Annotated in this window: 31 protein-coding genes; 11 read left to right on the top strand and 20 right to left on the bottom strand. The window is 63.4% G+C overall.

Annotated elements, in window-relative coordinates; translation table 11 throughout:
• Window positions 1-325 precede the first annotated feature (325 nt).
• Window positions 326-1,111: a hypothetical protein gene (locus A1D30_RS25675; RefSeq protein ID WP_199866038.1), complete on the top strand. Its 786-nt coding sequence runs from the start codon at window positions 326-328 to the stop codon at window positions 1,109-1,111.
• A gap of 183 nt (window positions 1,112-1,294) precedes the next feature.
• Here the strand turns inward: A1D30_RS25675 and A1D30_RS22910 are convergent, their stop codons facing one another.
• Both A1D30_RS22910 and A1D30_RS22905 read right to left on the bottom strand, forming a co-directional pair.
• A complete protein-coding gene (locus A1D30_RS22910; RefSeq protein WP_063463045.1) occupies window positions 1,295-1,483 on the bottom strand; it encodes a hypothetical protein in 189 nt (62 codons plus the stop codon).
• Between the two features lie 320 nt (window positions 1,484-1,803).
• Window positions 1,804-3,540 (bottom strand): sensor domain-containing diguanylate cyclase, encoded by a 1,737-nt coding sequence (locus A1D30_RS22905; RefSeq protein ID WP_063463044.1) that lies wholly within the window; start codon window positions 3,538-3,540, stop codon window positions 1,804-1,806.
• A gap of 282 nt (window positions 3,541-3,822) precedes the next feature.
• On the opposite strand from A1D30_RS22905, the gene A1D30_RS22900 reads away from it, so the two are divergent.
• Window positions 3,823-4,149, top strand: a complete 327-nt coding sequence (locus A1D30_RS22900; RefSeq protein WP_063463043.1) for an I78 family peptidase inhibitor — start codon at window positions 3,823-3,825, stop codon at window positions 4,147-4,149.
• Window positions 4,150-4,288: 139 nt separating this feature from the next.
• On the opposite strand, the gene hemW is transcribed toward A1D30_RS22900, so the two are convergent.
• The 5 genes from hemW to A1D30_RS22875 form a co-directional block, all read right to left on the bottom strand.
• Entirely contained in the window at window positions 4,289-5,539 is a 1,251-nt protein-coding gene (gene hemW, locus A1D30_RS22895; protein WP_063463042.1) for a radical SAM family heme chaperone HemW, read from the bottom strand.
• A 16-nt stretch (window positions 5,540-5,555) separates the two neighbouring features.
• Window positions 5,556-6,155, bottom strand: a complete 600-nt coding sequence (gene rdgB / locus A1D30_RS22890; RefSeq protein WP_063463041.1) for an RdgB/HAM1 family non-canonical purine NTP pyrophosphatase — start codon at window positions 6,153-6,155, stop codon at window positions 5,556-5,558.
• A 49-nt stretch (window positions 6,156-6,204) separates the two neighbouring features.
• The gene (gene rph / locus A1D30_RS22885) at window positions 6,205-6,939 is read right to left on the bottom strand and encodes a ribonuclease PH (protein ID WP_063463040.1); all 735 of its coding nucleotides are present in this window, start codon (window positions 6,937-6,939) and stop codon (window positions 6,205-6,207) included.
• A 202-nt stretch (window positions 6,940-7,141) separates the two neighbouring features.
• The gene (locus tag A1D30_RS22880; protein WP_063463039.1) at window positions 7,142-8,044 is read right to left on the bottom strand and encodes a PP2C family serine/threonine-protein phosphatase; all 903 of its coding nucleotides are present in this window, start codon (window positions 8,042-8,044) and stop codon (window positions 7,142-7,144) included.
• A gap of 82 nt (window positions 8,045-8,126) precedes the next feature.
• Complete coding sequence (locus A1D30_RS22875; protein ID WP_063463038.1) at window positions 8,127-9,143, bottom strand: serine/threonine-protein kinase; 1,017 nt, start codon at window positions 9,141-9,143, stop codon at window positions 8,127-8,129.
• A gap of 75 nt (window positions 9,144-9,218) precedes the next feature.
• On the opposite strand from A1D30_RS22875, the gene A1D30_RS22870 reads away from it, so the two are divergent.
• The 4 genes from A1D30_RS22870 (at window position 9,219) to A1D30_RS22855 (ending at window position 13,390) form a co-directional block, all read left to right on the top strand.
• Window positions 9,219-10,136: a YicC/YloC family endoribonuclease gene (locus A1D30_RS22870; protein ID WP_082836591.1), complete on the top strand. Its 918-nt coding sequence runs from the start codon at window positions 9,219-9,221 to the stop codon at window positions 10,134-10,136.
• A 36-nt stretch (window positions 10,137-10,172) separates the two neighbouring features.
• Entirely contained in the window at window positions 10,173-10,793 is a 621-nt protein-coding gene (gene gmk, locus A1D30_RS22865) for a guanylate kinase (protein ID WP_063463036.1), read from the top strand.
• 16 nt (window positions 10,794-10,809) lie between these two features.
• Window positions 10,810-11,013, top strand: coding sequence for a DNA-directed RNA polymerase subunit omega (rpoZ, locus tag A1D30_RS22860; protein ID WP_005794722.1), 204 nt, complete (start codon window positions 10,810-10,812; stop codon window positions 11,011-11,013).
• Between the two features lie 97 nt (window positions 11,014-11,110).
• Window positions 11,111-13,390: a bifunctional (p)ppGpp synthetase/guanosine-3',5'-bis(diphosphate) 3'-pyrophosphohydrolase gene (locus A1D30_RS22855; RefSeq protein WP_063463035.1), complete on the top strand. Its 2,280-nt coding sequence runs from the start codon at window positions 11,111-11,113 to the stop codon at window positions 13,388-13,390.
• Between the two features lie 65 nt (window positions 13,391-13,455).
• Here A1D30_RS22855 and greB read toward each other — a convergent pair whose 3' ends face one another.
• Window positions 13,456-14,019: a transcription elongation factor GreB gene (gene greB, locus A1D30_RS22850; protein ID WP_063463034.1), complete on the bottom strand. Its 564-nt coding sequence runs from the start codon at window positions 14,017-14,019 to the stop codon at window positions 13,456-13,458.
• A gap of 249 nt (window positions 14,020-14,268) precedes the next feature.
• Between greB and A1D30_RS26125 the strand changes: the two genes are divergently transcribed.
• On the top strand, window positions 14,269-14,715 hold the full coding sequence (locus A1D30_RS26125; RefSeq protein ID WP_199866037.1) for a hypothetical protein: 447 nt from the start codon (window positions 14,269-14,271) through the stop codon (window positions 14,713-14,715).
• Here A1D30_RS26125 and A1D30_RS22840 read toward each other — a convergent pair whose 3' ends face one another.
• The gene (locus A1D30_RS22840) at window positions 14,716-15,426 is read right to left on the bottom strand and encodes a recombinase family protein (protein ID WP_063463033.1); all 711 of its coding nucleotides are present in this window, start codon (window positions 15,424-15,426) and stop codon (window positions 14,716-14,718) included.
• 126 nt (window positions 15,427-15,552) lie between these two features.
• On the opposite strand from A1D30_RS22840, the gene A1D30_RS22835 reads away from it, so the two are divergent.
• The 3 genes from A1D30_RS22835 to A1D30_RS22825 are packed head-to-tail and all read left to right on the top strand — an operon-like array spanning window position 15,553 to window position 16,767.
• Window positions 15,553-16,059 (top strand): hypothetical protein, encoded by a 507-nt coding sequence (locus A1D30_RS22835; RefSeq protein WP_063463032.1) that lies wholly within the window; start codon window positions 15,553-15,555, stop codon window positions 16,057-16,059.
• A gap of 38 nt (window positions 16,060-16,097) precedes the next feature.
• On the top strand, window positions 16,098-16,478 hold the full coding sequence (locus A1D30_RS22830) for a hypothetical protein (protein WP_063463031.1): 381 nt from the start codon (window positions 16,098-16,100) through the stop codon (window positions 16,476-16,478).
• Window positions 16,479-16,503: 25 nt separating this feature from the next.
• Window positions 16,504-16,767: a hypothetical protein gene (locus A1D30_RS22825; protein WP_063463030.1), complete on the top strand. Its 264-nt coding sequence runs from the start codon at window positions 16,504-16,506 to the stop codon at window positions 16,765-16,767.
• Between the two features lie 633 nt (window positions 16,768-17,400).
• On the opposite strand, the gene A1D30_RS22820 is transcribed toward A1D30_RS22825, so the two are convergent.
• Both A1D30_RS22820 and A1D30_RS22815 read right to left on the bottom strand, forming a co-directional pair.
• Window positions 17,401-19,455 (bottom strand): DUF6538 domain-containing protein, encoded by a 2,055-nt coding sequence (locus A1D30_RS22820; RefSeq protein WP_131798522.1) that lies wholly within the window; start codon window positions 19,453-19,455, stop codon window positions 17,401-17,403.
• Between the two features lie 241 nt (window positions 19,456-19,696).
• Window positions 19,697-20,386, bottom strand: a complete 690-nt coding sequence (locus A1D30_RS22815; RefSeq protein WP_063463028.1) for a hypothetical protein — start codon at window positions 20,384-20,386, stop codon at window positions 19,697-19,699.
• Between the two features lie 132 nt (window positions 20,387-20,518).
• Here A1D30_RS22815 and A1D30_RS22810 point away from each other — a divergent pair, with 132 nt between their 5' ends.
• Complete coding sequence (locus tag A1D30_RS22810) at window positions 20,519-20,833, top strand: hypothetical protein (protein WP_063463102.1); 315 nt, start codon at window positions 20,519-20,521, stop codon at window positions 20,831-20,833.
• A gap of 308 nt (window positions 20,834-21,141) precedes the next feature.
• Here A1D30_RS22810 and A1D30_RS22800 read toward each other — a convergent pair whose 3' ends face one another.
• From A1D30_RS22800 to A1D30_RS25890, 9 genes are all read right to left on the bottom strand, one after another.
• A complete protein-coding gene (locus A1D30_RS22800; protein WP_063463026.1) occupies window positions 21,142-21,333 on the bottom strand; it encodes a helix-turn-helix transcriptional regulator in 192 nt (63 codons plus the stop codon).
• Entirely contained in the window at window positions 21,320-21,508 is a 189-nt protein-coding gene (locus A1D30_RS25670; RefSeq protein WP_131798521.1) for a hypothetical protein, read from the bottom strand. Before A1D30_RS25670 ends, A1D30_RS22800 begins: the two co-directional genes overlap by 14 nt.
• 43 nt (window positions 21,509-21,551) lie before the next feature.
• A complete protein-coding gene (locus tag A1D30_RS22795; RefSeq protein ID WP_063463025.1) occupies window positions 21,552-21,857 on the bottom strand; it encodes a hypothetical protein in 306 nt (101 codons plus the stop codon).
• 107 nt (window positions 21,858-21,964) lie between these two features.
• Window positions 21,965-22,129, bottom strand: a complete 165-nt coding sequence (locus A1D30_RS25895) for a hypothetical protein (protein WP_157891350.1) — start codon at window positions 22,127-22,129, stop codon at window positions 21,965-21,967.
• Window positions 22,126-22,665: a hypothetical protein gene (locus A1D30_RS22790; protein WP_063463024.1), complete on the bottom strand. Its 540-nt coding sequence runs from the start codon at window positions 22,663-22,665 to the stop codon at window positions 22,126-22,128. Before A1D30_RS22790 ends, A1D30_RS25895 begins: the two co-directional genes overlap by 4 nt.
• Window positions 22,666-22,670: 5 nt before the next feature.
• Window positions 22,671-23,627 (bottom strand): hypothetical protein, encoded by a 957-nt coding sequence (locus A1D30_RS22785; protein ID WP_063463023.1) that lies wholly within the window; start codon window positions 23,625-23,627, stop codon window positions 22,671-22,673.
• An 86-nt stretch (window positions 23,628-23,713) separates the two neighbouring features.
• A complete protein-coding gene (locus A1D30_RS22780; protein WP_063463022.1) occupies window positions 23,714-23,953 on the bottom strand; it encodes a hypothetical protein in 240 nt (79 codons plus the stop codon).
• Complete coding sequence (locus tag A1D30_RS22775) at window positions 23,950-25,848, bottom strand: hypothetical protein (protein ID WP_063463021.1); 1,899 nt, start codon at window positions 25,846-25,848, stop codon at window positions 23,950-23,952. Before A1D30_RS22775 ends, A1D30_RS22780 begins: the two co-directional genes overlap by 4 nt.
• 10 nt (window positions 25,849-25,858) lie before the next feature.
• Window positions 25,859-26,180, bottom strand: a 322-nt coding sequence (locus A1D30_RS25890; RefSeq protein ID WP_063463020.1) for a hypothetical protein, incomplete at its 5' end; no start/stop codon positions are given.

Here is a 26,180-nt window from a genome sequence, read left to right as displayed (position 1 = left end):
ACAGGCAAATGGCCGCGAAGGCGGCAAGAAGGGCCTCGGGGCAACCCAAAAGCAAGGCCCACCAGCAGGCAAAAAGGGCGGTCTCTGCGCGATCTGAAAACTGCGGCCTTGTAGCACTCACGAATTCGAGTTGTTCAGGACATCCCTAGCTTTCGGTATCATTCTTCTATTAGGGCCCATCGCTGCGGGTTCGCAAGGGCTATTGCCGCGGAAAAATCAAGCAGCGACGTCTTCACTGACTCCATCTAGCGATAGGGGCACCCGCAACAGTGCGGCAGTACATTCTGAGCTAGGGACACTACAAAGTCCTATTTTTTTTCGCAGCGTGCCAGATACAGAGAGTGAGTCTGACGCCGCACATAAACGATACGAGCAACAAGAGAAGCCCTCTCTTGATCGAGGCATCGCGTACGCGACGTACGCTCTCGCTTTGTCAACATTCCTACTAACAATATTTACCGGATTGATGTGGCATGCGACTTACAAACTTGCCAAGATTGGCAAGGCCAATGCTGACCAGCAGGCCGCAGATACTCGGGACGCTTTGGCCATCTCGAAATCTGCTTCTGACGCGGCCAAGGAAGCAGCGGATGCAGCTAAGCAACAAATACTAATCGCGTCCGACGAACTGCATCGCTCCCATCGACCATGGCTAACACTGGCGGATCAATCTATTCACTGCGTTTTTAAGATCGTTGATCAAAAAATTAGCACAACTCTCTCGTGCGATGTTATCAATGGGGGAAGCTCTATCGCGAAGTCTTACAATAACTTCTTCAATCTCATAGTAGCCCCCAGCGACGCTGATCCGAGAAACTACATAACTCAGACTGAGCTGCCAGACGTACCCGGGTTCGGGGGCCTTCTTTTGCCTGGTGCAAAGCGTTCTATTTCAATTGACTTGTCACAGAACTGGTCTCATATCACAACGAGCCATGTCAATCTATTAATTTCTTTAACTCTGGTTTATATCGATGAGTTCGACAAAAAACATAGCACTCGGCATGTGCTGAGGTTTCGGACAGAGTCGGACGATCCTGGAGTCAGCAAAAAGGCAAAAATAGTACGGGGTTCATTTGAGCTTTTTGGAATTGGAGCTCATGCGGACTAATTGAACCAAGGGAAATCAGAAATTGCCTACGGTTCGAAAACCATCTCTCGGCGAGAATACCAAACAAATTGGGCCTGCACGGCCCGTTTTGCTTTTCCGCCGCCAACACCCAGCAACCATCCACTTATTGAAGCCCCACAGTACGCACGTCACTAGCCGGTAGCAGTGACTCAGCAGCTCATATCAAGTGCGGCCTGCGCTCTCCGCCAGATCCGATCCCTGCGGCGCAATCGGCGTCAGGTCCTCAGGGCGGCACACGTCTTCGCTGTGGGCCAGGCGGATCCACAGGCCGGTGCGGCGGATGATGATGTAGTCCACGGTGACCCGTCGGCCTTTGTAGATGAATGGGGTGCCGGGTTTGTACAGGATCATTCTTGTTTTGTAGCAAGCAGCCGTTGCCTCGCCGTGACACCCAGGCTGGCAACCGATGATGGACCGATGGTGCCGCCACTTCATGCGGCGTGCATGGAGCAGGGTCAAAAGACCCAGGGATAGGCCGACTTTTTTGAAGGCAAGCACGCGATATGCCAGGCTGTACAGCCAGGCAAAAAAAAAGCCCGCAGGATGCGGGCTGAACACTTGCTTGGAGCAAGCGGGAGGGATGTCGAAGGGGTATCGACCGGGTGATCGTAAAACGCGCCCGACCGCACGGGTGTAGGACAGCGCCGATTGTGGAGCGCCCACCCACACCATCACATGCCATAGATGCGCGCGCAGCCACGGCCGGAGGCCTTGGCCAGGTACATGGCGGAGTCGGCCTTGCGCAGGAGTTCTTCGGCGTCCACGGCGTCGGCGGGGGCCATGACGATGCCCACCGAGGCGCCGATCTGGATGAAGTGGGATTCGATTTCAGTGGGCTGACCGATGGCCTGCACCAGCCGCTCAGCCAGGCGGTAGGCGCTGTCGGGGTCCGAGGCACCGCGCTGCAGCAGGGCAAATTCGTCGCCGCCCAGGCGGGCCACCACGTCATCGCCGCGCGCGGCCTGCGTGAGCTGCTGGGCCACCCAGATGAGCAACTGATCGCCCACTGCATGGCCAAACCGGTCGTTGACGGGTTTGAAGCCGTCCAGGTCCACATACAGCACGGCAAAACCCCGGCCCGGGCGCCGCGCGTCGGCCCCGGCGGCCTGCAGGCTGTGCAGGAAGGCCGTGCGGTTGAGCAGCCCGGTGAGCCCGTCGTGCTCGGCCACATGGCGGATGCGCGACTCTGCCTCCTTGCGCTGGGTCACGTCGGTGAAGGTGCGCAGCGCAGCGCCGCCTTTGATGGGCACAGTCTGCACCTCCAGGATGCGCCCGTCGGGCCGGGGGCGGTCGTACACCTGCTGCTGATCGACGCCGCCGTTGCTGTGGAGCAGCAGGTCCTTGATGTCCTGCGAGGCGCCGTCGAATTCACCACGCGCACGCAGGTAGGCCAGCACGTTCACCAGCGAGGGCTTGGCGGCCATCAGCTCGGCGGGCAGCTCCAGCAGTTCCAGCGCGCGGCGGTTGCACAGCTCCACGATGCCGGTGGCGCTGATCTTGGCCACGCCCTGGTCCATGTGCTCCAGCGTGGCCTCCAGCAGGATGGATTTTTCGCGCAGCTGGGCCTCGCTGTCGCGGGCGCTGCGTTCGGCCTGGGCCAGCAGGTGCTGCTGGCGCTTGAATTCGGTGATGTCCACATGCGCGTAGAACACGGTCCCGTCCGCCCCCTGCTTGGCGATCACCCGGCTCCAGCGGTTGCGCGGCAGGGGCACTTCGAACGGCGCACCGGCAAAACGCATGCTCTCCTGCAGGATCGAGAGCCCGTCAAAAAACGGCGCCATGTCGCCCGGCCCGTCGGCCGCCCAGGCGTGGCGGTAGGCCTCGCCAAACGTGAGACCGGTGGCCGCCGCCCGGTCGGTGAGGCTGTACATCTGCATGAAGGGCTCGTTGACCCACTGGATGCGCTGGTCCTCGCCGCAAATCATCAGGCCGTCGGGGATGCGGTCGAACAGCTCGGTGCTTTCGATCAGGGGGCTGCGCAGGTAGCCGGGCTCGTGGATGTTGGGGGCATCCGCCGCACCGGGTGCGTTGGCCAGGGCCTGGGCACGCCACACGCGCACGCGGCCCACGCCTGCAATGGGCAGCGACGCCACCTGCACGCGCAGGCCCCGGTGCTCGAAGCTGTAGGGGCGCGTCTGGGCGCTGTGGCGGTCTACGCCTGCGGCGATGTAGCGCTCGATGTTGGGCAGCTCCTGCGCGTCGAGCCGCCCGGTGTAGAACCGCCGCAGGTTGGCGTGGTAGGGCTCGCCCACGTACACATGGCCCTCGTGTTCGGGGAAGAACTTGAAGAAGGTCCGGTTCCAGGCGATGGTGCAGTCGTCTTCGTCAAAGGCACACAGGGCCACATCCAGTCCATCCAGGGTGTCGCCCAGGGTGTGGAGGAGGCGGAGAACGGGGTCGTCGGACATGGGGAACAGGGCTGCGGCAAAAACACGGGAGTCAGGGGCCCACGCGGCGCGCAGATCCGGGCACCCTCGATTTTGCCGGGCATGTCTTACGTCAACCCATCACTTCGCCAGCGCAGGCCCCGGGCTGCGCGCATGCGTTGCGGTCAGCCCACAGTGTCTTGACCGGTGTCAAGCCCCGGCCGCGCCCGGGGTCTGCGCACGGTACCGGCGGTTACGCAGCGACACCCCTTGGGTGCGCACCTTCCGGTATGGTCTGGCCCTGTTTTTGATGGAGATGGTTTCATGACAAACACCGCTTTGGCCCTTGTTGTCGGCCTGGGTATGGCCGCCCTGATGGGGGGTTGTGCCAGCCACGGACAAGCCCCCGCACCCACCCAGCCACAGGCGCAGGCGCCCGCTCCGGAAGCGCTGTGCAATGCACAACCGGCCCAGGCGGCAGTGGGGCAGAGCAGCACGGCGTCGGTGGTCGAATCGGCACGGGCCCGGTCGGGCGCGCGCATGGTGCGCATCCTGCGGCCGGGCCAGATGGTCACCAAGGAGTTCGACACCCAGCGGCTGAACCTGGAGGTGGATGCCAACGGGCGCATTCTGGCGGTGCGCTGCGGTTGATCTGCGCGCAGGTCGGCGCCCGATGCAACGGCCATCAATAGCTATTATTTTTATAGCTACAAACGCTTATCCATTGCGCGCAGACGGCCTTTTTTCTTGAAATCCACGCCCCCCACCCGGCTCAACCGGCTCTGTCATCTCAGTCGGCCAGAAACAGCTCCTGCAGGTCACTGAGGAAGTCAAAGCCCCGCTCGGTCGGGCGCACATGGGCCAGGTCGCGCTCGATCAGGCCCTTGCTCTCGGCCTCCTTCAGCCCCTTGGCAATCGCGGTGAGGGGCAGGCCCGTGCGGGCCATGAAGTCCTGCAGCGCAAACCCGTCGCGCAGGCGCAGGGCGTTGAGCATGTATTCAAACGGCAGGTCGGCGCGGCGCACCTCGTCGTCCTGCGCCACAGCGCGCCCGGCCAGGGCGTTGTCCATGTAGCGCGCCGGGTCGCGAAAGCGCACCTGCCGCACCACGCGGTGGGCAAAGCTGAGCTTGCTGTGCGCGCCCGCGCCAATGCCCAGGTAGTCGCCAAACTGCCAGTAGTTGGTGTTGTGGAAACACTGGTGGCCCGGCTGCGCGTAGGCCGAGATTTCGTAGCGCGCCATGCCCGCCTGGCCTGTCAGCTCGGTGATGCGGTCGAGCATGGCGTAGGCCTGGTCGTCCTCGGGGATGGCCGGGGGAAACTTGGCGAAGTAGGTGTTGGGCTCGATGGTGAGGTGGTAGATGGAGATGTGCGGCGGCTTGAAGGCCAGCGCCGTGCGCAGATCCTGCTCCAGCTCTTGCTGCGTCTGGCCCGGCAGCGCATACATGATGTCGAGGTTGAAGGTGTCGAAAGACGCGGCGGCCTCCTCCACCGCCGCCATCGCCTGGGCGCGGTCGTGCACGCGGCCCAGCGCCTTCAGGTGCTGGTCGTTGAAGCTCTGCACCCCCACCGACAGGCGCGTGACGCCCGCTGCGCGGAAGGCACGGAAGCGGTCTTTCTCAAACGTGCCGGGGTTGGCCTCCAGCGTGATCTCACAGTCGGACTCCAGCCGCAGGCGGGCGCGGATGTCGCCAATCAGCCGGTCGATGGCTGCGGGCGAAAACAAACTGGGCGTACCGCCGCCAATGAAGATGCTGTGCACGGTGCGGCCCCAGACCAGGGGCAGCGCGGCCTCCAGGTCGGCCATCAGCGCGTCGATGTAGCGCTGCTCGGGCACCCCGTTGTCACCCGCCCCGTCGCCAAGGGCCTCGTGCGAGTTGAAGTCGCAGTACGGGCATTTCTTGAGGCACCAGGGCAGGTGCACGTACAGCGACAGCGGCGGCAGGCTGGGCAGCTGCAGCAGGCCCGGGCGCATGTAGTGCTGGATGTCGCGCACCACGGCGGGTTCAGCCTCTGCCTGCGGGGTGATCGGAATGTGGGCCACGTTCTTGTCGTCCCTTCTACAACCAGCGTTCACGCATCAGCGCCAGCATCTGCGCGGCAGAGCGGCCCCGGTGACTGTGGGCGTTTTTCACCTCCACGGGCAGCTCCGCAAAGGTCTTGCCGAATTCGGGGATGAACATCACGGGGTCGAAGCCAAAACCGTTGGCGCCCCGGGGTTCGGTGGTGATCTCGCCCACGACCCGGCCCACGGCAATCAGCGGCTCGGGGTCTTGCGGGCTGCGCACGGCGACCAGGGTGCTGACCATGGCGGCGCGGCGGTTGGCCACGCCTTGCAGTTGCTCCAGCAGGGCGCGCACGTTGTTGTCGTCGCTTTTCTCGTAGCCGAACTGGGTGCAGTAGTAAGCCGTGTCCACCCCCGGCAGGCCGCCAAAGGCATCAACACACATGCCGGCATCGTCGGCCAGCGCGGGCAGGCCGGTGTGGGCGGACGCAAACCGCGCCTTGGCCAGGGCGTTTTCGACAAAGGTGCGGAAGGGCTCCTCGGCCTCGCCCACGCCCAGGTCGGCCTGGCGCACCAGCTCGACGCCCAGCGGGGCGAACATGGCCTGCAGCTCGGCCAGCTTGCCACGGTTGTTGGATGCAAGAACAATTTTCATAGTCAAAATGGCCTCTACCGCGCGACCAGTAAGCCCGAGCAGCTATTAATTAGTGAGTATCCTGAAGGGCTTGCTGCTGCAGCTGCACCAGCTGGGCGATGCCCTTTTCGGCCAGGCCCAGCAGCTGGTCCATCTCGGCGCGAGTAAAGGCCACACCCTCGGCCGTGCCCTGCACCTCCACATAGTGGCCCGCGCCGGTCATCACCACGTTCATGTCGGTGTCGCAATCCACGTCTTCCACATATTCCAGGTCCAGCAGCGGCGTGCCCTGCACGATGCCCACCGAGATCGCGGCCACGGGCTGCAGCAGGGGCGACTGGGTGATCTTGCCGCTGGCCAGCAGCTGGTTGACCGCATCCTGCGCGGCCACCCAGGCGCCGGTGATGGCGGCGGTGCGCGTGCCACCGTCGGCCTGGATCACGTCGCAGTCGAGCTGAATGGTGCGCTCGCCCAGCAGCTTGAGGTCAAACACCGCGCGCAGGCTGCGGCCGATGAGGCGCTGGATCTCTTGCGTGCGGCCGGTTTGTTTGCCACGCGCGGCCTCGCGGTCGCTGCGGCTGTGGGTGGCGCGCGGCAGCATGCCGTATTCGGCCGTGACCCAGCCTTCGCCGCTGCCTCGCTTGTGGGGCGGCACGCGTTCTTCCACCGAGGCAGTGCAGAGCACCTTGGTGTTGCCGAATTCGATCAGCACCGAGCCCTCGGCATGCATGGTGTAGTGGCGGGTGATGCGCACGGGGCGCAGCTGGTCGGCGGCGCGGTCGCCGGTGCGGGTGAAAGTGGTCATAGTGGTTTCGGTAAAAGTTAGGGCTGGCCGTCTCCAAAACGAGGGCCTACGCAAGATGCGCGGCCCATGCCAGCAGCCGCCGCGCAAGGACCGCCCGAGCGGCGTAGCTGCGTTTCCCTTGCGTGCGCTGGCGGTGTCCCCATTCCCGAATGGCGAAGCCATTAGAGAGAAGGGGGAAGGCACGCAGCGACTCAGGGGGTTGTCATGCCTTCCGAGCAGCGGATCGGCGAATCGCCTCGTTGATTTCGGCAATCGAGCGCTCGATGGCCGCGTCGTCCAGGTCGTCCACCAGCCCATCGAGCGGGCCCGCCTGGATGGTGGACGCAAACACGTCTTCGCTGATGCTGTCGGTGGACACGCCCTGGGTGGACTCGAACGCATCGGGCGTCTCCCACTCCAGCGCCACCACCGTCACGTTGTCGCTGCTGTCGCCCGCCTTGCGCAGGGCATCTTCGACCAGGTCGGGCACGGCGTGCGACACCGTGTTGCGCGAGAGCTGCTTGGCGATCTCGTCGTCGCTGAGCGTGCCCCAGAGGCCGTCGGAGCAGAGCAGGATGCGGTCGCCCTGCTCCAGGTACACGGGCCCGGTGATGTCGTAGATGGGCTTGGTGGGCGAGCCCAGGCAGGTGAACAGCACGTTGCGGTTGATGCGCTCCAGGCCGGGCGGCGGGTTGTTGCGCAGCTCCATGTACGAGTGGTCGCGCGTGCGGGTGAGCAGGTCGCCGTCACGCACCATGTACAGGCGCGAATCGCCGCAGTGGATCCAGGTGGCGGTGCCCGCCTGCAGCACGGCCGCCACCAGCGTGGTGCGCGGCGTGTCGAGCATGCCCTTGTCGGTGGCGTAGCGCAGGATCTGGTGGTGCGCCGCCAGCAGGGCGCCGGACAGGAATTCCTGCACATCCTTGAGCTGGGGCTTGGCCTCGCGCTGGAACAGCGCCGAGACGGTCTGCAATGCAATCTGCGCCGCGACTTCGCCCTCAGGGTGCCCCCCCATGCCATCGGCCAGCACAAACAGGCCCGATTCGCGCGTGTAGCAATAGCCCATGCGGTCTTCGTTCTTCTCGCGGCCACCGCGGCGGCTGATCTGGAATACGGAGAACTTCATAGTGATCCACGCAAACAAGGATGCACCAATGCATCGTTACTGAAACTGCGCCCTGCCCGAACCCGCTTTGCGTGGGTCGTTTTCATTTGGGCTTGGCTCCGATGCCGGTGGCTTCACCCACCTTTTGCACATTTTTCTTGGTATCAGACACCAGGGTGTCGAGCTGCAGGCGCATCTTTTCGGCCACCGACAGCTTGGTGTAGCGGCGCTCGCCTTCGCGACTCAACTCCTTTTGCAGCGCAAACACCGACTGCGGGCGCGACAGCGGGTCGAGCGCCATGCACCATTCCACCACCTCGATCAGGTTGTCGGAGTACACGCCGCGCAGCTTGGTCAGCGCCAGCGAGAGGCGGTCCTTGTCGATGCGCTGGGGTGCCTCGTTGGGCGGAAAGCCTTGCATGCAGGCGTAAATGCAGGCGCCGATGGCGTAGATGTCGGTCCACGGGCCCATGGACGAGTCGCGCCGGTACATCTCGGGCGCGGCAAAACCGGGGGTGTACATGGGGCGGATGAAGTTGCCCTCTTTGGACAGCACCTCGCGCGCGGCGCCAAAGTCGATCATCACAGCCTTGTTGTCGTCGGTGATGAAGATGTTGGCGGGCTTGATATCGAGGTGCAGCATCTTGTGCTGGTGCACGATGCGCAGCCCGCGCAGCACCTCGTCGAACAGCGAGCGAATGGTGGATTCGCGGAAGACCTTCTGCGTCTTGAGATCGCGCGCGGTGATGATGAAGTCCTGCAGGGTCGCGCCCTCCAGGTAGTTCATCACCATGTAGACGGTTTCGTTCTCGCGGAAGAAATTGAGCACGCTCACCACCGAGGCGTGCGAGATCTGCGCCAGCGCGCGGCCTTCCTCAAAAAAGCTCTTGAGGCCCAGGCGGTAGAGCGAGAGTTTCTCGGACGGCACCTTGGGCAGCAGCTCGCCGGGCGCGCGCGTGGCCAGCGACGAGGGCAGGTATTCCTTGATGGCGACTTGCTGGCCTTCGGCATCCAGGGCCAGATAGACCACACCAAAACCGCCGGAAGACAACCGGCGCACCACGCGGTAACCGCCAATTGCGGTATCGGGCGGCAAGGGTGCCGGCTTGATTTTTGACATATTTTGCGAAGATGATTCGGGGGCAAGGCGGAACCCGGATAATCGCCGGATCGCAAGCAACCATCAAAAAGTCCAATGCCAGTTTACAGCATGACCGGATACGCCAGCGCACAGCATGGCGCATCTGCCGCCGGCGCTGAAACCGACGCCCGCGCACCCCAATCGCGTCGGCTGGGACTGGAAATCCGCTCGGTCAACAGCCGCTTTCTGGACCTCTCGTTCCGCTTGCCCGACGAACTGCGCGCCATGGAACCCGCCCTGCGCAGCCTGCTCACGGCGCGCCTCAAACGCGGCAAGGTCGAGGTGCGTGCCGCCCTGGACACCGACGACAGCAACACCCTGCAGGACCCGCCCGCGCGGCTGCTGCAGCGGCTCAACTCCCTGCAGGATTCCGTGCGCGCCTGGCTGCCCAGCGCCGCCCCGCTCACGGTGGCCGACGCCCTGCGCCTGTGCGCCAACGCCCATTCCGGCACGGAAGACTGGAGCGAAGCCGTCCCTGTGCTGGCCGAAGAAGCGCTCACCGCCTTGCTGGCGGCCCGGGAGCGCGAAGGCAAACGCCTGGCGACCATGCTGCTGGACCGGGTCAAGCAATTGCGCACCCTGGCCCAGCAGGCGGTGCCCATGGTGCCCTTGCTCGTCGAGCAGCAGCGCCAGCGCTTCATGGAGCGCTGGAAGGAAGCCATGGCCCTGACCGACGGCGCCACCCTGCCCGAGGCCGCCCGCGACCGTGCTCTGACCGAAGCCACAGCCTTCGCCATCCGCATCGACGTGGCCGAGGAAATCACCCGGCTCGACTCCCACCTGGACGAGATCGAACGCCTGCTCAAAAAAGGTGGCGAAGTGGGCAAGCGCCTGGACTTCCTCATCCAGGAGCTGCACCGCGAGGCCAACACGCTGGGCTCCAAATCGGCGGCCCTCGACCTGACGCGCATCAGCGTGGACATGAAGGTGCTGATCGAGCAGATGCGCGAGCAAGTGCAAAATATCGAATAACACTCATTTTTTGATAGCGCATAGCGCACATCAACTATGGACTATCCCGGAAATCTCATCGTAGTGGCGGCGCCCAGCGGCGCTGGCAAATCCAGCCTGGTCAAGGCGCTGCTGGAGCTGGACTCCCACGTTCACCTCTCGGTATCCCACACCACCCGCGCCCCGCGCGGCCAGGAGAAACACGGCCGCGACTACTACTTCGCGTCGCAATCCGAGTTCGACGCGATGGTGCAGAGCAATGCCTTCGTGGAATGGGCGCATGTGCACGGCAACCGCTACGGCACCTCCAAGAAAGCCATTGAAGAGCGCATTGCCCAGGGCTCGGACGTGATCCTGGAAATCGACTTCCAGGGCGCCCTGCAGATCAAGCAGGCCTTCGCCAACGCCGTGCTGGTCTTCATCCTGCCGCCCAGCTGGGAAGAGCTGCGCTCTCGCCTGGAGCGGCGTGGTGAAGACACGCCAGAGGTGATCGCAGTCCGTCTCAAGAATGCAGCCGAAGAGATGGCGCAGGTCAGCAAATTCGACTTCGTTATAATTAACGAATTGTTTGAGCGCGCGCTTTTCGATCTGAAAGCCGTTGTTCATGCCCAGCGACTCAAGTACGTCGCCCAGCGCCGAGCCCGCGCTGACACCTTCCAGTCGCTCAATATCACCTGAATCCCGGAGTAAAACGATGGCACGCATCACTGTAGAAGACTGTCTGGAAAAGATCCCCAACCGCTTCCAGCTCGTGTTGGCCGCCACGTACCGTGCCCGCATGCTGAGCCAGGGCCATGCCCCCCGCATTGAAAGCCGCAACAAGCCCGCCGTGACGGCCCTGCGCGAAATCGCCGAAGGCAAGGTTGGCCTGGAAATGCTCAAGAAGGTTCCTGGTTGAGCCGTTTCCCGGGCGCAGCCCCCGAAAGAGCACCGCGACAGCGGTGCTTTTTTTTTCCCGGAATTCGTCTGATGCGCTCCCGCGCTACATTTAAGGCATGAACGCGGTGCTTAACCCACCTTCTGCAACGCAGCCCCGGCCTGGCGATCTGCCGACGGCAGGCAACCTCTCGGCCGCAGCAGCCGCCGCCAACGCAGCGGCGGCCAGCTTTGCCGCGCTGACAGACAGCCTCGACTATCTGGACGCGTCCAGCATCGAACAGGTGCGCCAGGCGTACCGCTTTGCTGACGAGGCTCACCTGGGCCAGCTGCGCAACAGTGGCGAGCCCTACATCACCCACCCGATTGCCGTGGCGGCCCAATGCGCCACCTGGAAGCTCGACGCCCAGGCCCTGATGGCTGCCCTGCTGCACGACGCCATGGAAGACTGCGGCGTCACCAAGGCCGATCTGATCGACCGCTTTGGCGCCCCCGTGGCCGAACTGGTGGACGGCCTGACCAAGCTGGACAAGCTGCAGTTCAACACCCGCGAAGAGAACCAGGCCGAGTCCTTCCGCAAGATGCTGCTGGCCATGGCGCGCGACGTGCGCGTCATCCTCATCAAGCTGGCCGACCGCACGCACAACATGCGCACGCTGTCGGACATGCCGCGCAGCAAGTGGGGCCGCATCTCGTCGGAAACGCTGGAGATCTACGCCCCCATCGCACACCGCCTGGGGTTGAACCAGACCTACCGTGAACTGCAAGACCTGGCGTTCAGGCACTTGCACCCCTGGCGCTATGCCACGCTGTCGAAGGCCGTCAACAAGTCGCGCAACCGCCGCCGGGACCTGGTACAGAAGGTGCAGACCGAAGTGGACGCGGCCTTCTCCAAGATCGGCATGAAGGTGCGTCTGGCAGGCCGTGAAAAAACCTTGTACGCCATCTACCAGAAGATGGACCTCAAGCATCTGAGCTTCGCGCAGGTCACGGATATCTATGGCTTTCGGGTGATTGTGCCCACCGTCACCGACTGCTATACGGCGCTCGGTGTGCTGCACCAGATGTACAAGCCGGTGCCCGGCAAGTTCAAGGACCATATCGCCATTGCAAAGCTCAATGGCTACCAGTCGCTGCACACCACGCTGGTCGGCCCCTCGGGCGTGAACATCGAGTTCCAGATGCGCACCGACGAAATGCACGTCATTGCCGAGGCTGGCGTGGCCGCGCACTGGCTATACAAGGCACAGGACGGTGACGGCACTTCAGCCGAACGCCTGGGCACCAAGTGGCTGCAGTCGCTGCTCGACATCCAGAACGAGACCCGCGACGCCGCCGAGTTCTGGGACCACGTGAAGGTGGACCTGTTCCCCGATGCGGTCTATGTGTTTACCCCCAAGAGCCAGATCATGGCCCTGCCCCGGGGCGCGACCGTGGTGGACTTTGCCTACGCCATCCACAGCAATGTGGGCGACCGCACCACCGCCGCCAAGATCAACAACGAGCAGGTGCCGCTGCGCACCGAACTCAAGAACGGCGACGTGGTCGAGATCATCACGGCGCCTGTCTCTACCCCCAATCCAGCGTGGCTGGGGTTCGTGCGCACCGGGCGCGCCCGCTCGAAGATTCGCCATTACCTCAAGACCCTGGCACAGACGGAGTCGGAGGGCCTGGGCGAAAAACTGCTGACGCAAGCCATTCGCGCCGAAGGTCTGGAGCAACTGCCGCCTCTGAACGCAGAAACCCAGCCCCTGTGGGACAAGCTGTTGCGCTTCACGGGCAACCGCAGCCGCAGCGAGCTCATGACCGACCTGGGCCTGGGTAAGCGCATCGCCAGCATCGTGGCCAAGCGGCTGATGGTGCTGATGTCGGAGCACGGCCATCGCCCCGATGCCCTGCTCATGACCCGCGAGCGCTATACCTCGCACGAAACCCTGTCGCAAGGTGCCGTCACGCTCGACGGCAGTGAGAACGCCTCGGTGCAGTACGCGTCCTGCTGCCGCCCCGTCCCCGGCGACAGCATCGTGGGCTACCTGGGCCGAGGCGAAGGCTTGGTTGTGCACAACGTGCATTGCAGCGTGGCCAAGCGCTTGCAGCACAAGGACAGCGAGCGCTTCATTGCGGTGGACTGGTCGGACGAGCCCACACGCATGTTTGAAACCGGCGTGGTAGTCACCGTCACCAACGGCAAGGGCGTGCTGGCACGCGTGGCAGCAGAGCTGGCGAACTCCGAAGCAGACATCACCCATGTCGATATGGACGACGAGGCAGCACTGGACACCACCGACCTGCGTTTCATCGTTGCCGTGCGCGACCAGGCGCATCTGGAGTCAGCGCTGCGCAATCTGCGCCGCACCCAGGCTGTCATTCGCGCAGCCCGCATAACACCCCAGGCCTGAGAGCCCAGCGCAAAGCGCTCGGCGCAGGAAAGGCCGTGGCAACGGCCGTCTTCTGCGCCCAGCGGCTATGCCGGAAGGCGTGGCGGCGGGTAGCTGACCTCCACCACCTCCAGATGGCGAACGCCCCCGGGGGTTGGCAGCTGAACCTCATCCCCCACTCGAGCCTTGAGCAGCGCGCGCGCCACGGGGGAAATCCAGCTGACCTGCGATTCGCGGCTGTCGGCTTCGTCAATGCCCATGATGGTGATGGTGCGCTCGACACCTTCGTCGTCCAGGTAGGTCACCGTCGCACCAAAGAAGACCTGGTCGCTTCCTGCATGTTGGCTGGGATCGACCACCTCGGCGATCTCCAGTCGCTTGGTCAGGAACCGGATCCGCCGATCAATTTCGCGCAGGCGCTTCTTGCCATACAGATAGTCGCCGTTCTCGGAACGGTCGCCGTTGCTCGCCGCCCAATGCACCACGTCCACCATCTTGGGGCGCTCGTTGTCGATCAGGTCGAGCAGCTCATCCCGTAAGCGCGCATACCCCTCGGGCGTGATGTAGTTCTTGCCACCAGCAGGCAACGGGGGCAACGCCAACTCATCGTCATCAGCACCATCGGTCTCTTTGGTAAAAGCCTTGCTCATCGCCAGATACTCCCGATCAGCGCAAAGCGCGCGGACAAATGAAAAAGCCTGCAATCTTGCGATTGCAGGCTTTAAACATTGGTGCGGCTGGCAGGACCGCAAGCCAGAGTCCAGCGCCCCTTTACACCACTGTAAGCCAAAGGTGCTTTTGTAGCACATCAGCGCCACAAGTTCTCCGCGTTCATCCAGATGCTCATTTAGCTGCCAGCAGACGACTAAACTACGTTTAGTAACAACCAAAGGAAGAACGTGAAGAAATTTGTTCTCGCTGCATGTGTATTGTTCCTGACCGCTTGCGCGACTCAACCGCCGCTTGTCAAACAGACAGCGTCTGGCTACCCAGAAGGCACGTTTGTGAACACCAGTCTTGACGATGCACGCTCCAAGATAATCGGCGCATGCTCTGCGAAGGGTGTGCTTGTTCAAGAAGCCAACGGTAACCAAGTACTTTGTGGAAAAACGATGGACGGCCAAGATGGCGTCTGGGCTCAGATGCTAATCGGTAACTCGTCGTCAACCACCCCCGAGCGCAAAGTCAGGTTCATCCTCTACCAAGTCGGCAAAGATGTGCGAGTGACGGCCCAACAGTGGATCGAAACCCAAATGGCTAGAGGCCAAACGCAGAGAATGGAACTCAACGAAAACTCGCATCGCAACAACATGCAGCAGTTCCTAAATTTCGCTGGTGCGAACTAGTCACCAGCTGCCCCGCACCGCTCCGCTCCGAGCCAGGTCCGCCGCGTCCAGCCGCGCAATCACGCGCCCGAGCTGCACCGATTGCCATTGCCCACCCCGGGCGGTGGTAATCCCCTTCTGATTTAGCTCGCTCACCATTGCAGCGACCGTCTTCCCTTCTGCCTGCATACCTCTCACCTCCCGCCGCATACGCTCAGCAAAGCTATCGGCGGTCGCCTTGCGCTCTTCCAGGTTTCGCTTGAGGTTTGCCGGGCCTGTCTTACCCAGAATTTTCCCGCGCTTCTTCGCCGCCGCCAGGGCATCCCTGGTGCGCTCCCCAATGCGCTTCGCCTCATGCTCCGCAAAGGAGGCCATGACGTGAATGGTCAGGTCGCTGGCCTCCGGCAGGTCACATGCAACGAACCCCACCTTTGACCGCATCAGGCCGCTAACAAAGTGAACATTCCTGGCCAGGCGATCCAGCTTGGCGACCAACAGGCGGGCACCAGTCTTTTTGCATTCAGCAAGTGCCCTTGCCAGCTTTGGGCGGGCCTGATCAGACTTCTTGCCTGACTCAACTTCCTCGAACTCGGCCACCACCTCGCCAGCCACAGCAGCCACGTACTGAGCAACTGCAGCGCGCTGGGCGTCCAGCCCCAGACCACTCGCACCCTGACGAGCGGTGCTAACCCGGTAGTAGACGGCGAACTGGCCGGATGCGAATGGCGTCATGGGATTTACATGAAAGGTTGTTGGTTCAATGTGTAAATCATACACTATATGAAGCATTTAAAAAGTATATGTTGCTTTCTTTTTACTTCATATCTACAATACTGCTCCATAACAACAAGGAGGCACATGAACACACCAGAAGAATTGGTTTCCGCTGAGCAGGCATCTGCAGTGCTGGCGGATGCACTGCCGGAACGCACCGCGCCACAGTGGGCCTCATGGCTGCGGGAAAACCGCAACCACAGCAAGAAAGCCATCTATCGCATTCCCCTGGTAAAGATGGGGCGGCAGGTTTTCTACAGCCGCAACGAACTCGCCGAGTTCATACGCTTTCACCAGCAACTGCGCGTCGGCGATGTGCGCCCGACAGGGCGCGTTGCGGAAGTGCTTGGCGCCTTTGGCGTCGGCATGGGCGGCAGCAGCACCGGGTATGCATGGCCGCAGACCACCACCGTATGCGCAGCTGTGGACGAGGCCACTGGCGCCCCGTTTGTCCAGGTGAGAGTGCCGAGCCCTCGCCCAACGGTCTACCGCCTTGACCCGAACCAAGCCGTCAAACTGGCCGCGACATTGGCAGATGCAGCCAAAGAGGCAGTGGAGGACGCCGCGCATCGAGAGCAAACAGGCAACTGAACTCAGCCACATCAACAACAAGAAGGAGGAAATCCCACATGACACGCAAGACCATCAAGCTGCTCAATACGCAGGAAACCGTAACGCTGCTCACGCTGCACCTGGGCACCCCCGTTGCCTGGGGGGCATTCTTGGCAGACATTCGCCGCACTCCCCGAGAGGGCATCCCAGTGCCAAGCCTCCACGGCCTCCGACTGCGCCCATATGCCCAGTATGGACAGGTTGCCCTCTATCGGCCCTGCGACTTGAAGGACTTTATCGACGCCGTGCGCACGGCCGACCCCGGTATCAAGGCCGCCAGCAAACCAGCGTTCTACGTCGTGGAGGACCACGGCGAACTGCAGCCCTGGCAATGGCGCAAGGCGCGCCCAGCCATTCACCCTACCGAACCCGCAGCGCTGCTCAAGCGTGCGGCCTGACCATCATCACCAACGAGAGGAACCCATGACACACACCAACAAGCACGCCTGCGGCCTGAGTACCCGTGCCATCGACACCAGCGAGTTCGCCGCCATCTACGAAACCTGCGAATGCCTGTTCACCTACGACAACGGAGGCAGTCGGACATTCGTCTTGACCGACTCCAACGGTGTGGACTTCCTCGCCATCCAAGACGGCGCAGACGGTAACGTCGTCATCGTGGAGCTGGCAGATGCCCACGAAAGCGCGCACCACTACGCCCGGGAGGTCTTGAACCGGGTGTTCTAACCCCCAGGTACGCACCCGTGCTTGTCGGCATCCATACGCTCGGCACAGGGAAGATAAAGCCGCTAGAGGGAACCCTACACAGCGGCAGCACCGACAGGGCACGGCGATGAGCCGTAGTCGTTACAGGGTGCGTGGGGTGAGAGACAGGCGCATGGCTGACTGCGCTGGTGCCCGTCTCGAAACAAGCTGTGACCGTGCGCAGAGTGGACACCTATACCGACAACCGCCCCGGCGGTGAACAGGCCGGGTGGTCAAGCCAGCCCCCACCCTACAGCACGCTGTGGGGTAGGGGGACAACTGGCTTCACCAACCCGACAGAAGAAGAAAGACAAGAAGACACCAACACCAGTAGCCGGGGCCATCAGCGCATCGCGGCTGCGCCGCACAACCGCATAGGCCATTGCCACCACGGTAGCAGGTCGCCGACCTTGCACCCCCTATCTGCAAACGCATCTACCTTGATGCCCTTCGAGTAATTTTTTCCCCGCTTGGGCCTCTACCTATAAGGGTTGGGAGAACATCATGGGCATCCTGGGGCTTCAAAAATGCACGCGCGCCAGAACAGCCCGAAATCACAAGAAATACAGGGGCGAAACGAGGGGGCTATCGAGTGCTTACAGGTAGAACAGCCAGTTATTCACCCCGGCGCGCCCAAACCTCGCCCAGGTCTTCCTTGCCCTTGCGGTCGCCATGTTTGCGCCCCAGGGCATCCCGGATCGCCTCGACGCTCCAGACAATGTCGAACCGCGCAATCGCAGGCAGCCCCTCGTACCGCACTGCAGCCACCAGGGAGGCCATCTCGCTCGTTTTCCCACGCAGGTAGCTTGCGGTGTTCACATCGCGCTCACCTGGCGGCAGATCGTGACCCATGATCGCGTACCGGGCCACGCGCGCCAACGTGGCATCTGCAAAGCCCAGAACCTCAGCAGGCACCCGCGCTAGCGCGTTGTTCATGTTGTGCCTGAATGAATGGAAAACCCGGCCGCCATCGCGCGGCATGCCCAGCTTCTCCAGCATCTGAGACATCCTACGGCCTGAGTCTTTGGCGTATCTAGCATCAGATGCAACGCATGAAAGCTCGGGGAACACGCGCCGGAAGCCTTCACGCCGCAGCCCGTCGCAGTAGTCCAGGAAACCAGCTGCGACCAGGGCGGGATGCAGCGGCACAAGGCGGGCGGACTGCTCATTTTTCAGGCTCTTGTCCCGCGTGTCCTCGTTCAGGTCCAGGCACCACACGCCATCGACCTGCCGCACATCCGTTAGGCGGAGCTGAGACGCTTCTTTCAACCTCAAGCCTCCGAACAAACCCAGCAGCGGCAACCAAAACTCATGCGGCCCGCAACGCTCAGCGCCCACAACATGGCGGCCATGACCATTCACAAACAGCGGCTGCAAAAAGATCGCCTTCAGTTCTTCGGCAGAGAACGGCCCGCGCCCTTCATCATCATCACCTGCCGCCTTGCGCGCAGCAGCTGCATCCCGGCGCGCGGCCTTCGCATCGGCCTTCGATACCCCGGTCTCGCCGACCAGACCCGCAGACGGGTCCGCGTCCATGTACCCACGGGCAACCAGCCACGCAAAAAAGCGGCGCAACCACTGCATGCGCTCATGCTGCATGTCTGCACTCATCAGCGGCCATTCAGGATGTGCCACGCGCAAAGCCTCGACAGTCGCCTTCATGGTGGCGCGCTTCACCCCCTTCGGCAGCCGGTTCGCGTTGCTCGGTAACATCTTCAACGGCCCGTCGCGGTAGGCGCGCAGCAAATCACCATCAATCTCGCCCAGGTGCAGATCACCCATGAACTCGGGAAACAGCATCATCCCGGCCTTGCGCTGGCGTTGCTCAACCTCAGAGGCAAGCGTCTTGGGTAAGCCATCGGGGCTTGCACAGTATGCATCCAGCGCCTCTGAAAAGCGCTTTCCCGCCCACTTCCCACCCCGGGGCGGTGTTGGGGGCTCTGGGGCCGTCACAGGCCCAGCCACCGTGCGCTCAGCGGGGATCACTGCTACTGCAGCTGCCCGCAGCGCCTCCAGTTCAACAGCCAGCACCTCAAGGCTACCTACCGGTACAACGGGCGCCACATCGGGCACGTAGAGCCACCCGGGCCGTCTTGGCGCCTGCATACACATCAGCTCCACCGCGCGCAACTCACCAGCCAGCACTTGACTTGCCACGATGGCCGAGTCCACCAGAGGCAGCACCTGCCCCACCATCTGCTCGCGGATGCTGTCGTTGGGGGCTCTATTGGGGCTCGGGATGACCACGCCGCCTGCGTGGCCCAGCTCGGCATCGACCTGCTCCAGCGACTCCAGCGGTACAACGAACCCGTCAGCGGCCCCCGGTGGAATCCGGCAGTGGAGGCCGATGCGCCCCGCGCTGGCGGTCCGCAACAGATCACCCAGGTCAAAGCCCAACAGCTCCACCGCGCGGTGGAGCGGCAGATGCCCGCCCGCCACCAGGGCCGGGCCGCCGCCGACCAACTTCTCAATGTCCACTTGTCCGCCTTCTAGCTCGAAAAGCTGCCGCCGCCATCGGGCCAGCAACGCAGCGGCGACCACGCGCCCGGCGTGCTTGTCAGTGGTACGGCATGACTGCACAAATTCGCGCCGCCCTGCCGCCTGACGCAGACGCGCCGGGACCGCCAGACGCGCCCACCACACATCACCACGTCGATAAAAACCATCCATGTTCCACCCGCTGTAGCAGCGCGATGTATCAGGACGCCCAAAAGGAAAAAGCCCTGAGTCTTTTCAGACTCAGGGCTTACCTGTTGGTGCGGCTGGCAGGAATCGAACCCACGACCCCTTGGTTCGTAGTTTCCAAGCCGCCTGCAAGTAATTGATTTTACACAGTTGAAAGCCGTCCGTTCCGACGCATTCTGTACTGTTATGTATTGTTGGCTGCGGGGCAATCCCCCAGTTTTCCCCGTCAAGACTTCGCACTCGGCAACCCTAGCTCCACCGCCAACTTCTGCGCTAAAAGCACATTTCCCGCCTCTCGCGCGTTATGCAATTCAATGCGCGCCTCAATCTCTCTTCGCTCTCGATCCAATTGCTCGCAAGCCGCGCGGAGCTGATCACCGAGATCTTCAAGGAGGTCATCCCCTCCCGCTTTGTTTACGAGCTTCTCCAAGCTCCTCATGACTTCGAGAACAGAGAGCCCAAGGTTGGCGTATCCCTCGCGTCGTGCCCTGAAGTAAGCAGGAAACTCAGGAGGGTCCCAGTCACTTTCTCCAACATCGCTGATCAAACTATTCAGCTGGCTCTGACGCAGGGAAAGAGTCCCGATTGAACGCTGCAAGCTGTATGGAAGCACCTTCCACTCCACTTTCAGCGAACCTTTGTCAAACTTCGGGAGTTCCGTTTTTGGCTGGTAGTCCCCGTTTGGCTCTTGAGGCTCGCCAGAGTCCCAAGCAACTGCGGCGCACTGGGCAGCGAAGGGGTGCAGTGCACTCAATACCTCGGCTGCGAGGTGATTGAGATCATCCGCGCGCTTCCTGGACTCCAGCAGGCGGGCTCTCTTTTCGCCCACCAGCACACCAATCAATGCAGCTGCAGCCGCAATGAGTGGCGCCCCAAGGCCCGAAAACACGCCGCTCAACCAGTTCAACCAATCCATAGCCCTCCCAGCTCATTCATCTCGCTCGCGCAGTATGACGGGATGCCGTACCGGCATTGCTCGGAAGAATCCTACCGATTCCACACGAGAGCAAAAACACTGTATATTTTCTCAGTGTTTTTTGGAGATGCCATGCGCCCCCTCGATATCGTTTACTCGGTCGCCCTACGCGACTACCCGGAAGATCTGCGTGCGGCTGACCGCGTGAAGATCGAGACGCGCTATGCACAAGAGCTAGAGCGCACCTATGGCACAGCCGAGAACGTGGCGGCAGCGCTGGACTCCATGCAGGCGATGGAAGCCATGCCACCCGGCTCGCTGTCGCCTGGCGACGTGGCCCTGGTGCAGCAATGGGGCAAGGCCAATGCTGCAGCCCGCCAGGTGGCGCTGAAAGAATTTGGGGAAGCAGCAGAATGCCGTTTTGAGGTGGAACGCATCCCGTTCTAGCGGCGCATGCATTGCATCGTGTACCGGCTCTATGACGGCCAGGGCAACCGGCTGCCAAACGATGAGGCAAGGGCCAATGGACAACGCGGGTGGCTTGTGTACCGGCAAAAGCGCCCGGCGACAGGCGAGCCATTCCACCATGCCCTGCTCTTACCCAAGGAGGGAGCACCGGACCAGACGGCAGTGCTGCCAGCACTGAATCACGCAAGGTTGCGGATGCTTCACGGAGGGATGCGCCTCACCGGCCAGGACTTTGATGTGCACCACCGATATTTAAAACAGGCTTGGTGGGTGGTGCCGGTGATGGTCTAGCCCTCGGGCGTCCACTCTTTCAGCCCAGCAGCAACAGCCGCACAAGCCAAGGCAGTGCGCCGATCAATGGCCGATTGGCCGCTGAGCAGTTTGTGATAGCCCGAGCGCGACATGCCTAGCGCCTCGGCGCCTGTCTCGTAGGTGTATCCCATGGCCTTGTGCCAGGCGACGAAATCATCTGTTTGCATGGGTTGTGCCTGGTTGATCCTTCGGGGCCAAATCGCGCTCTACACGCTCCACAATCCAGTCGGTGAGCTTCTTTCCCTCTGCACGTGAGAGTTGCACCCAGCGCGCTTTTCGCTCCTTGGAGACGCGCAGCGGCATAGGCACCAGGTCATCGGCGAGCGTTTGATCTTGATTCATTTATTGATTGTAAAAAAAGGGGCGTTGCAGCCCCTTTCCTGCCCTATCGCTGAGCAAACGATGCGCGCTTGGCCTCGCGAGCGGCATTGATCGCCTCGGCCCGCGCACGAGCTGCTGCGTAGAGCGGGTGGTCTTCAAACAGCACTGCACGCCCCTGGTCGAAATAGTCGGTTTGGCTGTCGGTGTCGTTGTGATACACGTCTGCCAGAACTTCGCCCAGAGCGCGGCAATAGTCTTTGGCGTAAATGGTGACGCACTTGCGGCCGTCAACGCGGTTGTCCAGGCTGTAGTGGCAACGAGCCTTGACAGTGCCGTTGGTGACGTGGTGCAGATTGAACTTGATTGCCATGATGTGTGATCCTCTTGAGGAAGCCCGGAGCCGCCGGGGCGGTGCACTCATTACTGTGTGCATGACTGTTATTGTAGTCCACTTTGTGGACTTTGCAAGCAGTTTTTTTAGTCGATGCGCGGCAATGGCTCGTCGTCATCACGGGGTGCGGTAGATCGGGAGACGCGCTCCTCGATCTCCCGCTGCCGCTCGCGCAGATCGTGCTGCAGGCGCTGCTGCTTGCGGCGCCCGGCCTTGCGGCCCCGTGGCGCCGAGCTGGCGGGCGTGCTCATTCGGTCAGCGCCCGTTCGTTGACGATGACGCGCTTGAGGGTGCGGATCTCGTCGGCGTGCTTTTCAGCCGCGCCTGCGAACTCCTCCGCCTGTCGGTCAGCTTCGTCGTATAGCTCCCCGAGGGTGGCGGCTCGATCTCGACAATCGCGGATGGCAGCGGCAACGCTTTGGGCTTCTCCCCCACCACAGGCGGCGGCAAAGGCTCTGACCTGGTCGCGCAGGCGCTCACCATCAGCAGTGGCAGCAGCCAGAGCAGCAGCGCGGGCACGTTCTTGTTTTGCATGGGCATCAGCTATCTCCTGTTGATTGCGGGCGTGGATCTCGCCCTTGCGGAAGGTGGCGCGGGCGTCATCCAGCGCCACACGCATGCGCTCGGTGTTCTCGCGGGCACGCGAGGTTTGCTCGACTGAGAGGGAGCTGCGCGCCTTCTCGGCATCGAGCCGCGCCTCGTAGACCTGGAACCCGAGATAGATGGACAGCGCCAGCAGGGCCAGCGCCAGGGCCTGGAAGCCGTGGGCCTTGATCTTGTCGAGCATGGCCGCTACACCCCCAGCCACTGCGCATACCGCCAGCGCCTGGGCTCCAGCAGCACCGTGGCGCGCACGTGGGCGCGGTTGATGTCGAAGGCGCTGGCGCCGTAGCCCTGCCACTTAGCGCGGCTCTTGTTGCTGTGGCGCTCGACATGGCCGAACCACTGCGCCGGGTCACACCCGGCAGTCAGGGCGCACAGTTGCCGCTCTTGCTGCACACCGCCCAGGCCGCCGTTGTAGGCCGCATCGCAGAACGCGAGGCGGGCCATGTCATCGGCAATGCCCAGCCGCTCAAAGCGGCGGTGGCAGTCGCGCAGCTTGACCAGGATGGCGCGCACGCCCAGGTCGGCGCGGGTGTACACGTTGTCCCAGCTCAGCTCTTGCAGGGCCTGCGGGTCCATGGCGCGTGTCTCGGCCAGGGCGTCAAACCGCAGGGCGCCAGACGCGCCCCAGGCCCGGGTGATCTGGCCCAGGCCTGCGCCCTCTTCCCGGCTTGTCTTGAGCCTGGCCGCCGTGCTCCAGCAGGTGGGGTGCTCCAGCGTGATACAGCTTTCTTTCTCGATCAGCGCGCCCACGTAGCTGCGCCGGGGCGCCTGCGGCCAGTGCTGGTCGATTTCCTGCCCTACCAGCGGCGCCAGGGTCTGGGCCGCTGCTGGCACCGGCTGCGCCCGGGCAAAGCCGGTGAAGGCCAGCACCAGCACCCCGGCCAGGAAGCACAGCCCCAGGAAGGCCAGCCCGGCGCCGATGGGGTGCTGTATGGCCTTGAGCCAGGCTTCACGGCCGTGGGCATAGTCAAACAGCGCTTTGCGAGCACTGTGGGCCAGAGCCACGCAGATGGCGGTCCAGGACAGCCAGATCAGCTTGACCAGCGGGTCGCGCCAGCCATCGGGGCCAAACGAGTTCAGGGCGATGACGGCCACCGGCAAAGCCAGCACAGCCCACCAGCGCCAGCGCTTGAGGGGGTTCATAGGGATCTCCTTTCGGGGGGTTGCGGACAACAAAAAGCCCGCCTGTGTTGCCACGGGCGGGCGCGGGGGTTAACGGGGTTGCTGGGCTAGATCTCGATCAGCACATAGGGCAGCACGGGGGCCTCGCCAAGGATGGCCCCGGCCTTCACATAGACCCACTTGTTCACGGCAAGCCCTGTGGGGTTGCGCACGTTCATGAGGCCGCCTTCGGCCAGCTCGACCCGGCACATGCCGGTGCCAAGGTCGGCCTTGATCTGGCCCTTTTGCTGCAGCGGCTCGGGCTGCTGCACGTCCTTGAGGTAGAGGTAGAGGTTGGTTGTGCTCATGGCCTGCGCTCCACTACCAGCTGCTGCCGCACGGTGGGGTTGGACTCGGTGACCGTGATGCCGCGCACCAGGCCGCGCCAGGTCAAGCCTGGTTCGTCCACCTGCAGCAGGTAGCCGGGCAGGATCAAGCCGGGGTTGGTGCCGCCCGTGAGCAAGGGCACCGTCATGGTGTGCGTATAGCCCCGGCCTGCGGGGCCGAGCACGGTGCGCCCTCGCTGGCTGGCTGCATCGGCGTGGGTGATGAGTGGGTCGATAACCCCCGGCGCCAGCACCACGCCAGCGGTGTCACGGCGCACGATGTGGCCCTCTACCCCGCCCAGCTCGCCCACCACGTTCACGGCCTCCCAGTCGGGGTTGTCCTGGCGGGTCAGGCTGTCGGTGGTGATGATCTGCCCGGGCATCCGCACGTTGACCGTGGCCGTGGCCCATTCCCAGGGCAGGCTGGGGTAGCGCGGGGCCACGCGCAGCTGCGCGTCGGTGCGGTGGCTGCGCACCACGGCGCCCGCCGCCTCGGCAATGCGCTGCACCACGGCCAGCGGCGCGCCCTGAAAGCTCCAGGCCCCGGCAGGTACGAGCCAGTCGGTAATAGCCCAGTCCAGACTCACGCCCGTCATGTTGAGCGCCTGCAGCGCCAGCTGCTGGGCCGTGAAGGCGCCGCCCGGGTTGCCCCAGGTGGAGGAAGGGGCAAAAGGCGCTGTGAGCAGTGACGTGACGCTGCGGCCACGCACTGCCGCCGAGCGGTCTGCAAACTTGCGCGAACGGTCTGGCGGCTCGATGGCAAACACCCAGTCGATGCCGTCGAGCGTGACGCGCACGCGCGCTGGCAGGCCATCGACCGGGGCGAGCTGGTCAAACAGATGCTCAGGCCCGGACGCGGCAAGCGTCCATGCATAGCCGTCGTCGTCGGAGCTGATCGATACGCCCTTGAGCTGCACCGGCTCCAGGCTCGGTAGCAGCACGGCGCTCATCGTGTGGACTGTCATGTAGATCCTCAAGAGTGGAATAACGAACTGCGGCGGCTCAGGGTCTGGCCCGGGCCCATGGCCATCGCACACAAACACCAGGCCCGCTGGCAAGCTGCTGTCGGCCAGGTCTTCAAACACCAGGTGCGCAGGCAGCACGGGCACGTAGCAAGGCGTTTGGATGGGTGGTTGCACTGGCGCGCTGATGCCCGGGGGCAGCTTGCGCGCCTCTTCGTACCGCCCAGCCACCACGCGGGACAGCGGCACAGCGCGACCAAAGACGTCACGCACAGCAGCCTGGCGGTGCTGGGACTCTTCAAACCGGCTTTGCACCAGGTGGCGCAGCCGGGTGGCGTCTTCAAACCGCTGCAGCACCGGGGGCGCTGCGAGCTGCAGGGCCTGCTGCATGGCCTGCAGGGTGATGGAGCGCAGGCGCGCGGCTTCTTCAAAGCGCTGCAGGGTCGGTGCGCTACCCAGGCGCTGGGCCTGCTGCATGGCCTGGCGCGCCGTGGTCGCCAAGGGCTGGGCCTGCTGCCAGCGCGCCTGGTGGGGCGTGCCCACGGTGCGGGCGTCTTGCCAGTTGGCCTGGACGGCTGCGGGCACCGGCTGGGCCTGCTCGTATCGCACCTGGGTGCTGGCCCGAACGGGCGCGGCGTCCTGCCAGCCGTTGACGGTTGTGCAGGCAAGAGGCCGCTCCACGTTGACGTTGAACACCACGCCAATACGCCCGCGCAGGCCGGTGATGGAGCCAGCAGCCCGCAGCCGGGCCGCCACGCGCACGCCGATGCGGCCGCGCAGGCCCGTGATGGAGCCCGCCGCATGCAGCTCGACCACGTCAGGCGTGCCGCCCCCGCCGTCGTCTCCAAATACGATCTCGACCGGTCCACCCGTTGGGTTGGGCGCCTGGTCGAAGAGCAGATCGGTGCTTGCCACACGCAGGCCCTTATGTGAGAGACGTGGTGCCCAGCACCACCAGGCCACCGGCCTGCAGCAGCGGGCTGGTCTCGCCCAGCGGCGTGGTGCCGCCCGCTACCCAGAAGTCGCCGCCGTTGGCTTCGTCGGTCACGCTGCCTTCGGCCACGATGTCGCCTGCAGCGTTGACCCACAGGCCCCAGCGGGGCATACCGGTGGTCAGCACCAGGGAGCCGCCCGGGTCGGCCACGTGCAGCACCAGCCCACCGCCGACGATGGACGCGCAAGGCACGGCCAGCACGATCTCTGCCTGCGGCGTGTCGCCTGCTGCGCCGTCCAGCGCGGTATGGCGG

Source organism: Acidovorax sp. GW101-3H11 (assembly GCF_001633105.1).
GTDB lineage: Bacteria > Pseudomonadota > Gammaproteobacteria > Burkholderiales > Burkholderiaceae_C > Acidovorax.
The sequence above is the reverse complement of the archived record's forward strand: the minus strand, read 5'-3'. Positions and strand labels throughout refer to the sequence as shown.

Coding starts and splice junctions, on each gene's coding strand:
- A1D30_RS22910 (WP_063463045.1), bottom strand. CDS start 1,483: ATGATCCTGTACAAACCCGGCACCCCATTCATCTACAAAGGCCGACGG.
- A1D30_RS22905 (WP_063463044.1), bottom strand. CDS start 3,540: ATGTCCGACGACCCCGTTCTCCGCCTCCTCCACACCCTGGGCGACACC.
- A1D30_RS22900 (WP_063463043.1), top strand. CDS start 3,823: ATGACAAACACCGCTTTGGCCCTTGTTGTCGGCCTGGGTATGGCCGCC.
- rdgB (WP_063463041.1), bottom strand. CDS start 6,155: ATGAAAATTGTTCTTGCATCCAACAACCGTGGCAAGCTGGCCGAGCTG.
- rph (WP_063463040.1), bottom strand. CDS start 6,939: ATGACCACTTTCACCCGCACCGGCGACCGCGCCGCCGACCAGCTGCGC.
- A1D30_RS22880 (WP_063463039.1), bottom strand. CDS start 8,044: ATGAAGTTCTCCGTATTCCAGATCAGCCGCCGCGGTGGCCGCGAGAAG.
- A1D30_RS22875 (WP_063463038.1), bottom strand. CDS start 9,143: ATGTCAAAAATCAAGCCGGCACCCTTGCCGCCCGATACCGCAATTGGC.
- A1D30_RS22870 (WP_082836591.1), top strand. CDS start 9,219: ATGCCAGTTTACAGCATGACCGGATACGCCAGCGCACAGCATGGCGCA.
- gmk (WP_063463036.1), top strand. CDS start 10,173: ATGGACTATCCCGGAAATCTCATCGTAGTGGCGGCGCCCAGCGGCGCT.
- rpoZ (WP_005794722.1), top strand. CDS start 10,810: ATGGCACGCATCACTGTAGAAGACTGTCTGGAAAAGATCCCCAACCGC.
- A1D30_RS22855 (WP_063463035.1), top strand. CDS start 11,111: ATGAACGCGGTGCTTAACCCACCTTCTGCAACGCAGCCCCGGCCTGGC.
- greB (WP_063463034.1), bottom strand. CDS start 14,019: ATGAGCAAGGCTTTTACCAAAGAGACCGATGGTGCTGATGACGATGAG.
- A1D30_RS22840 (WP_063463033.1), bottom strand. CDS start 15,426: ATGACGCCATTCGCATCCGGCCAGTTCGCCGTCTACTACCGGGTTAGC.
- A1D30_RS22835 (WP_063463032.1), top strand. CDS start 15,553: ATGAACACACCAGAAGAATTGGTTTCCGCTGAGCAGGCATCTGCAGTG.
- A1D30_RS22830 (WP_063463031.1), top strand. CDS start 16,098: ATGACACGCAAGACCATCAAGCTGCTCAATACGCAGGAAACCGTAACG.
- A1D30_RS22825 (WP_063463030.1), top strand. CDS start 16,504: ATGACACACACCAACAAGCACGCCTGCGGCCTGAGTACCCGTGCCATC.
- A1D30_RS22820 (WP_131798522.1), bottom strand. CDS start 19,455: ATGGATGGTTTTTATCGACGTGGTGATGTGTGGTGGGCGCGTCTGGCG.
- A1D30_RS22815 (WP_063463028.1), bottom strand. CDS start 20,386: ATGGATTGGTTGAACTGGTTGAGCGGCGTGTTTTCGGGCCTTGGGGCG.
- A1D30_RS22810 (WP_063463102.1), top strand. CDS start 20,519: ATGCGCCCCCTCGATATCGTTTACTCGGTCGCCCTACGCGACTACCCG.
- A1D30_RS22800 (WP_063463026.1), bottom strand. CDS start 21,333: ATGCAAACAGATGATTTCGTCGCCTGGCACAAGGCCATGGGATACACC.
- A1D30_RS25670 (WP_131798521.1), bottom strand. CDS start 21,508: ATGAATCAAGATCAAACGCTCGCCGATGACCTGGTGCCTATGCCGCTG.
- A1D30_RS22795 (WP_063463025.1), bottom strand. CDS start 21,857: ATGGCAATCAAGTTCAATCTGCACCACGTCACCAACGGCACTGTCAAG.
- A1D30_RS25895 (WP_157891350.1), bottom strand. CDS start 22,129: ATGAGCACGCCCGCCAGCTCGGCGCCACGGGGCCGCAAGGCCGGGCGC.
- A1D30_RS22790 (WP_063463024.1), bottom strand. CDS start 22,665: ATGCTCGACAAGATCAAGGCCCACGGCTTCCAGGCCCTGGCGCTGGCC.
- A1D30_RS22785 (WP_063463023.1), bottom strand. CDS start 23,627: ATGAACCCCCTCAAGCGCTGGCGCTGGTGGGCTGTGCTGGCTTTGCCG.
- A1D30_RS22780 (WP_063463022.1), bottom strand. CDS start 23,953: ATGAGCACAACCAACCTCTACCTCTACCTCAAGGACGTGCAGCAGCCC.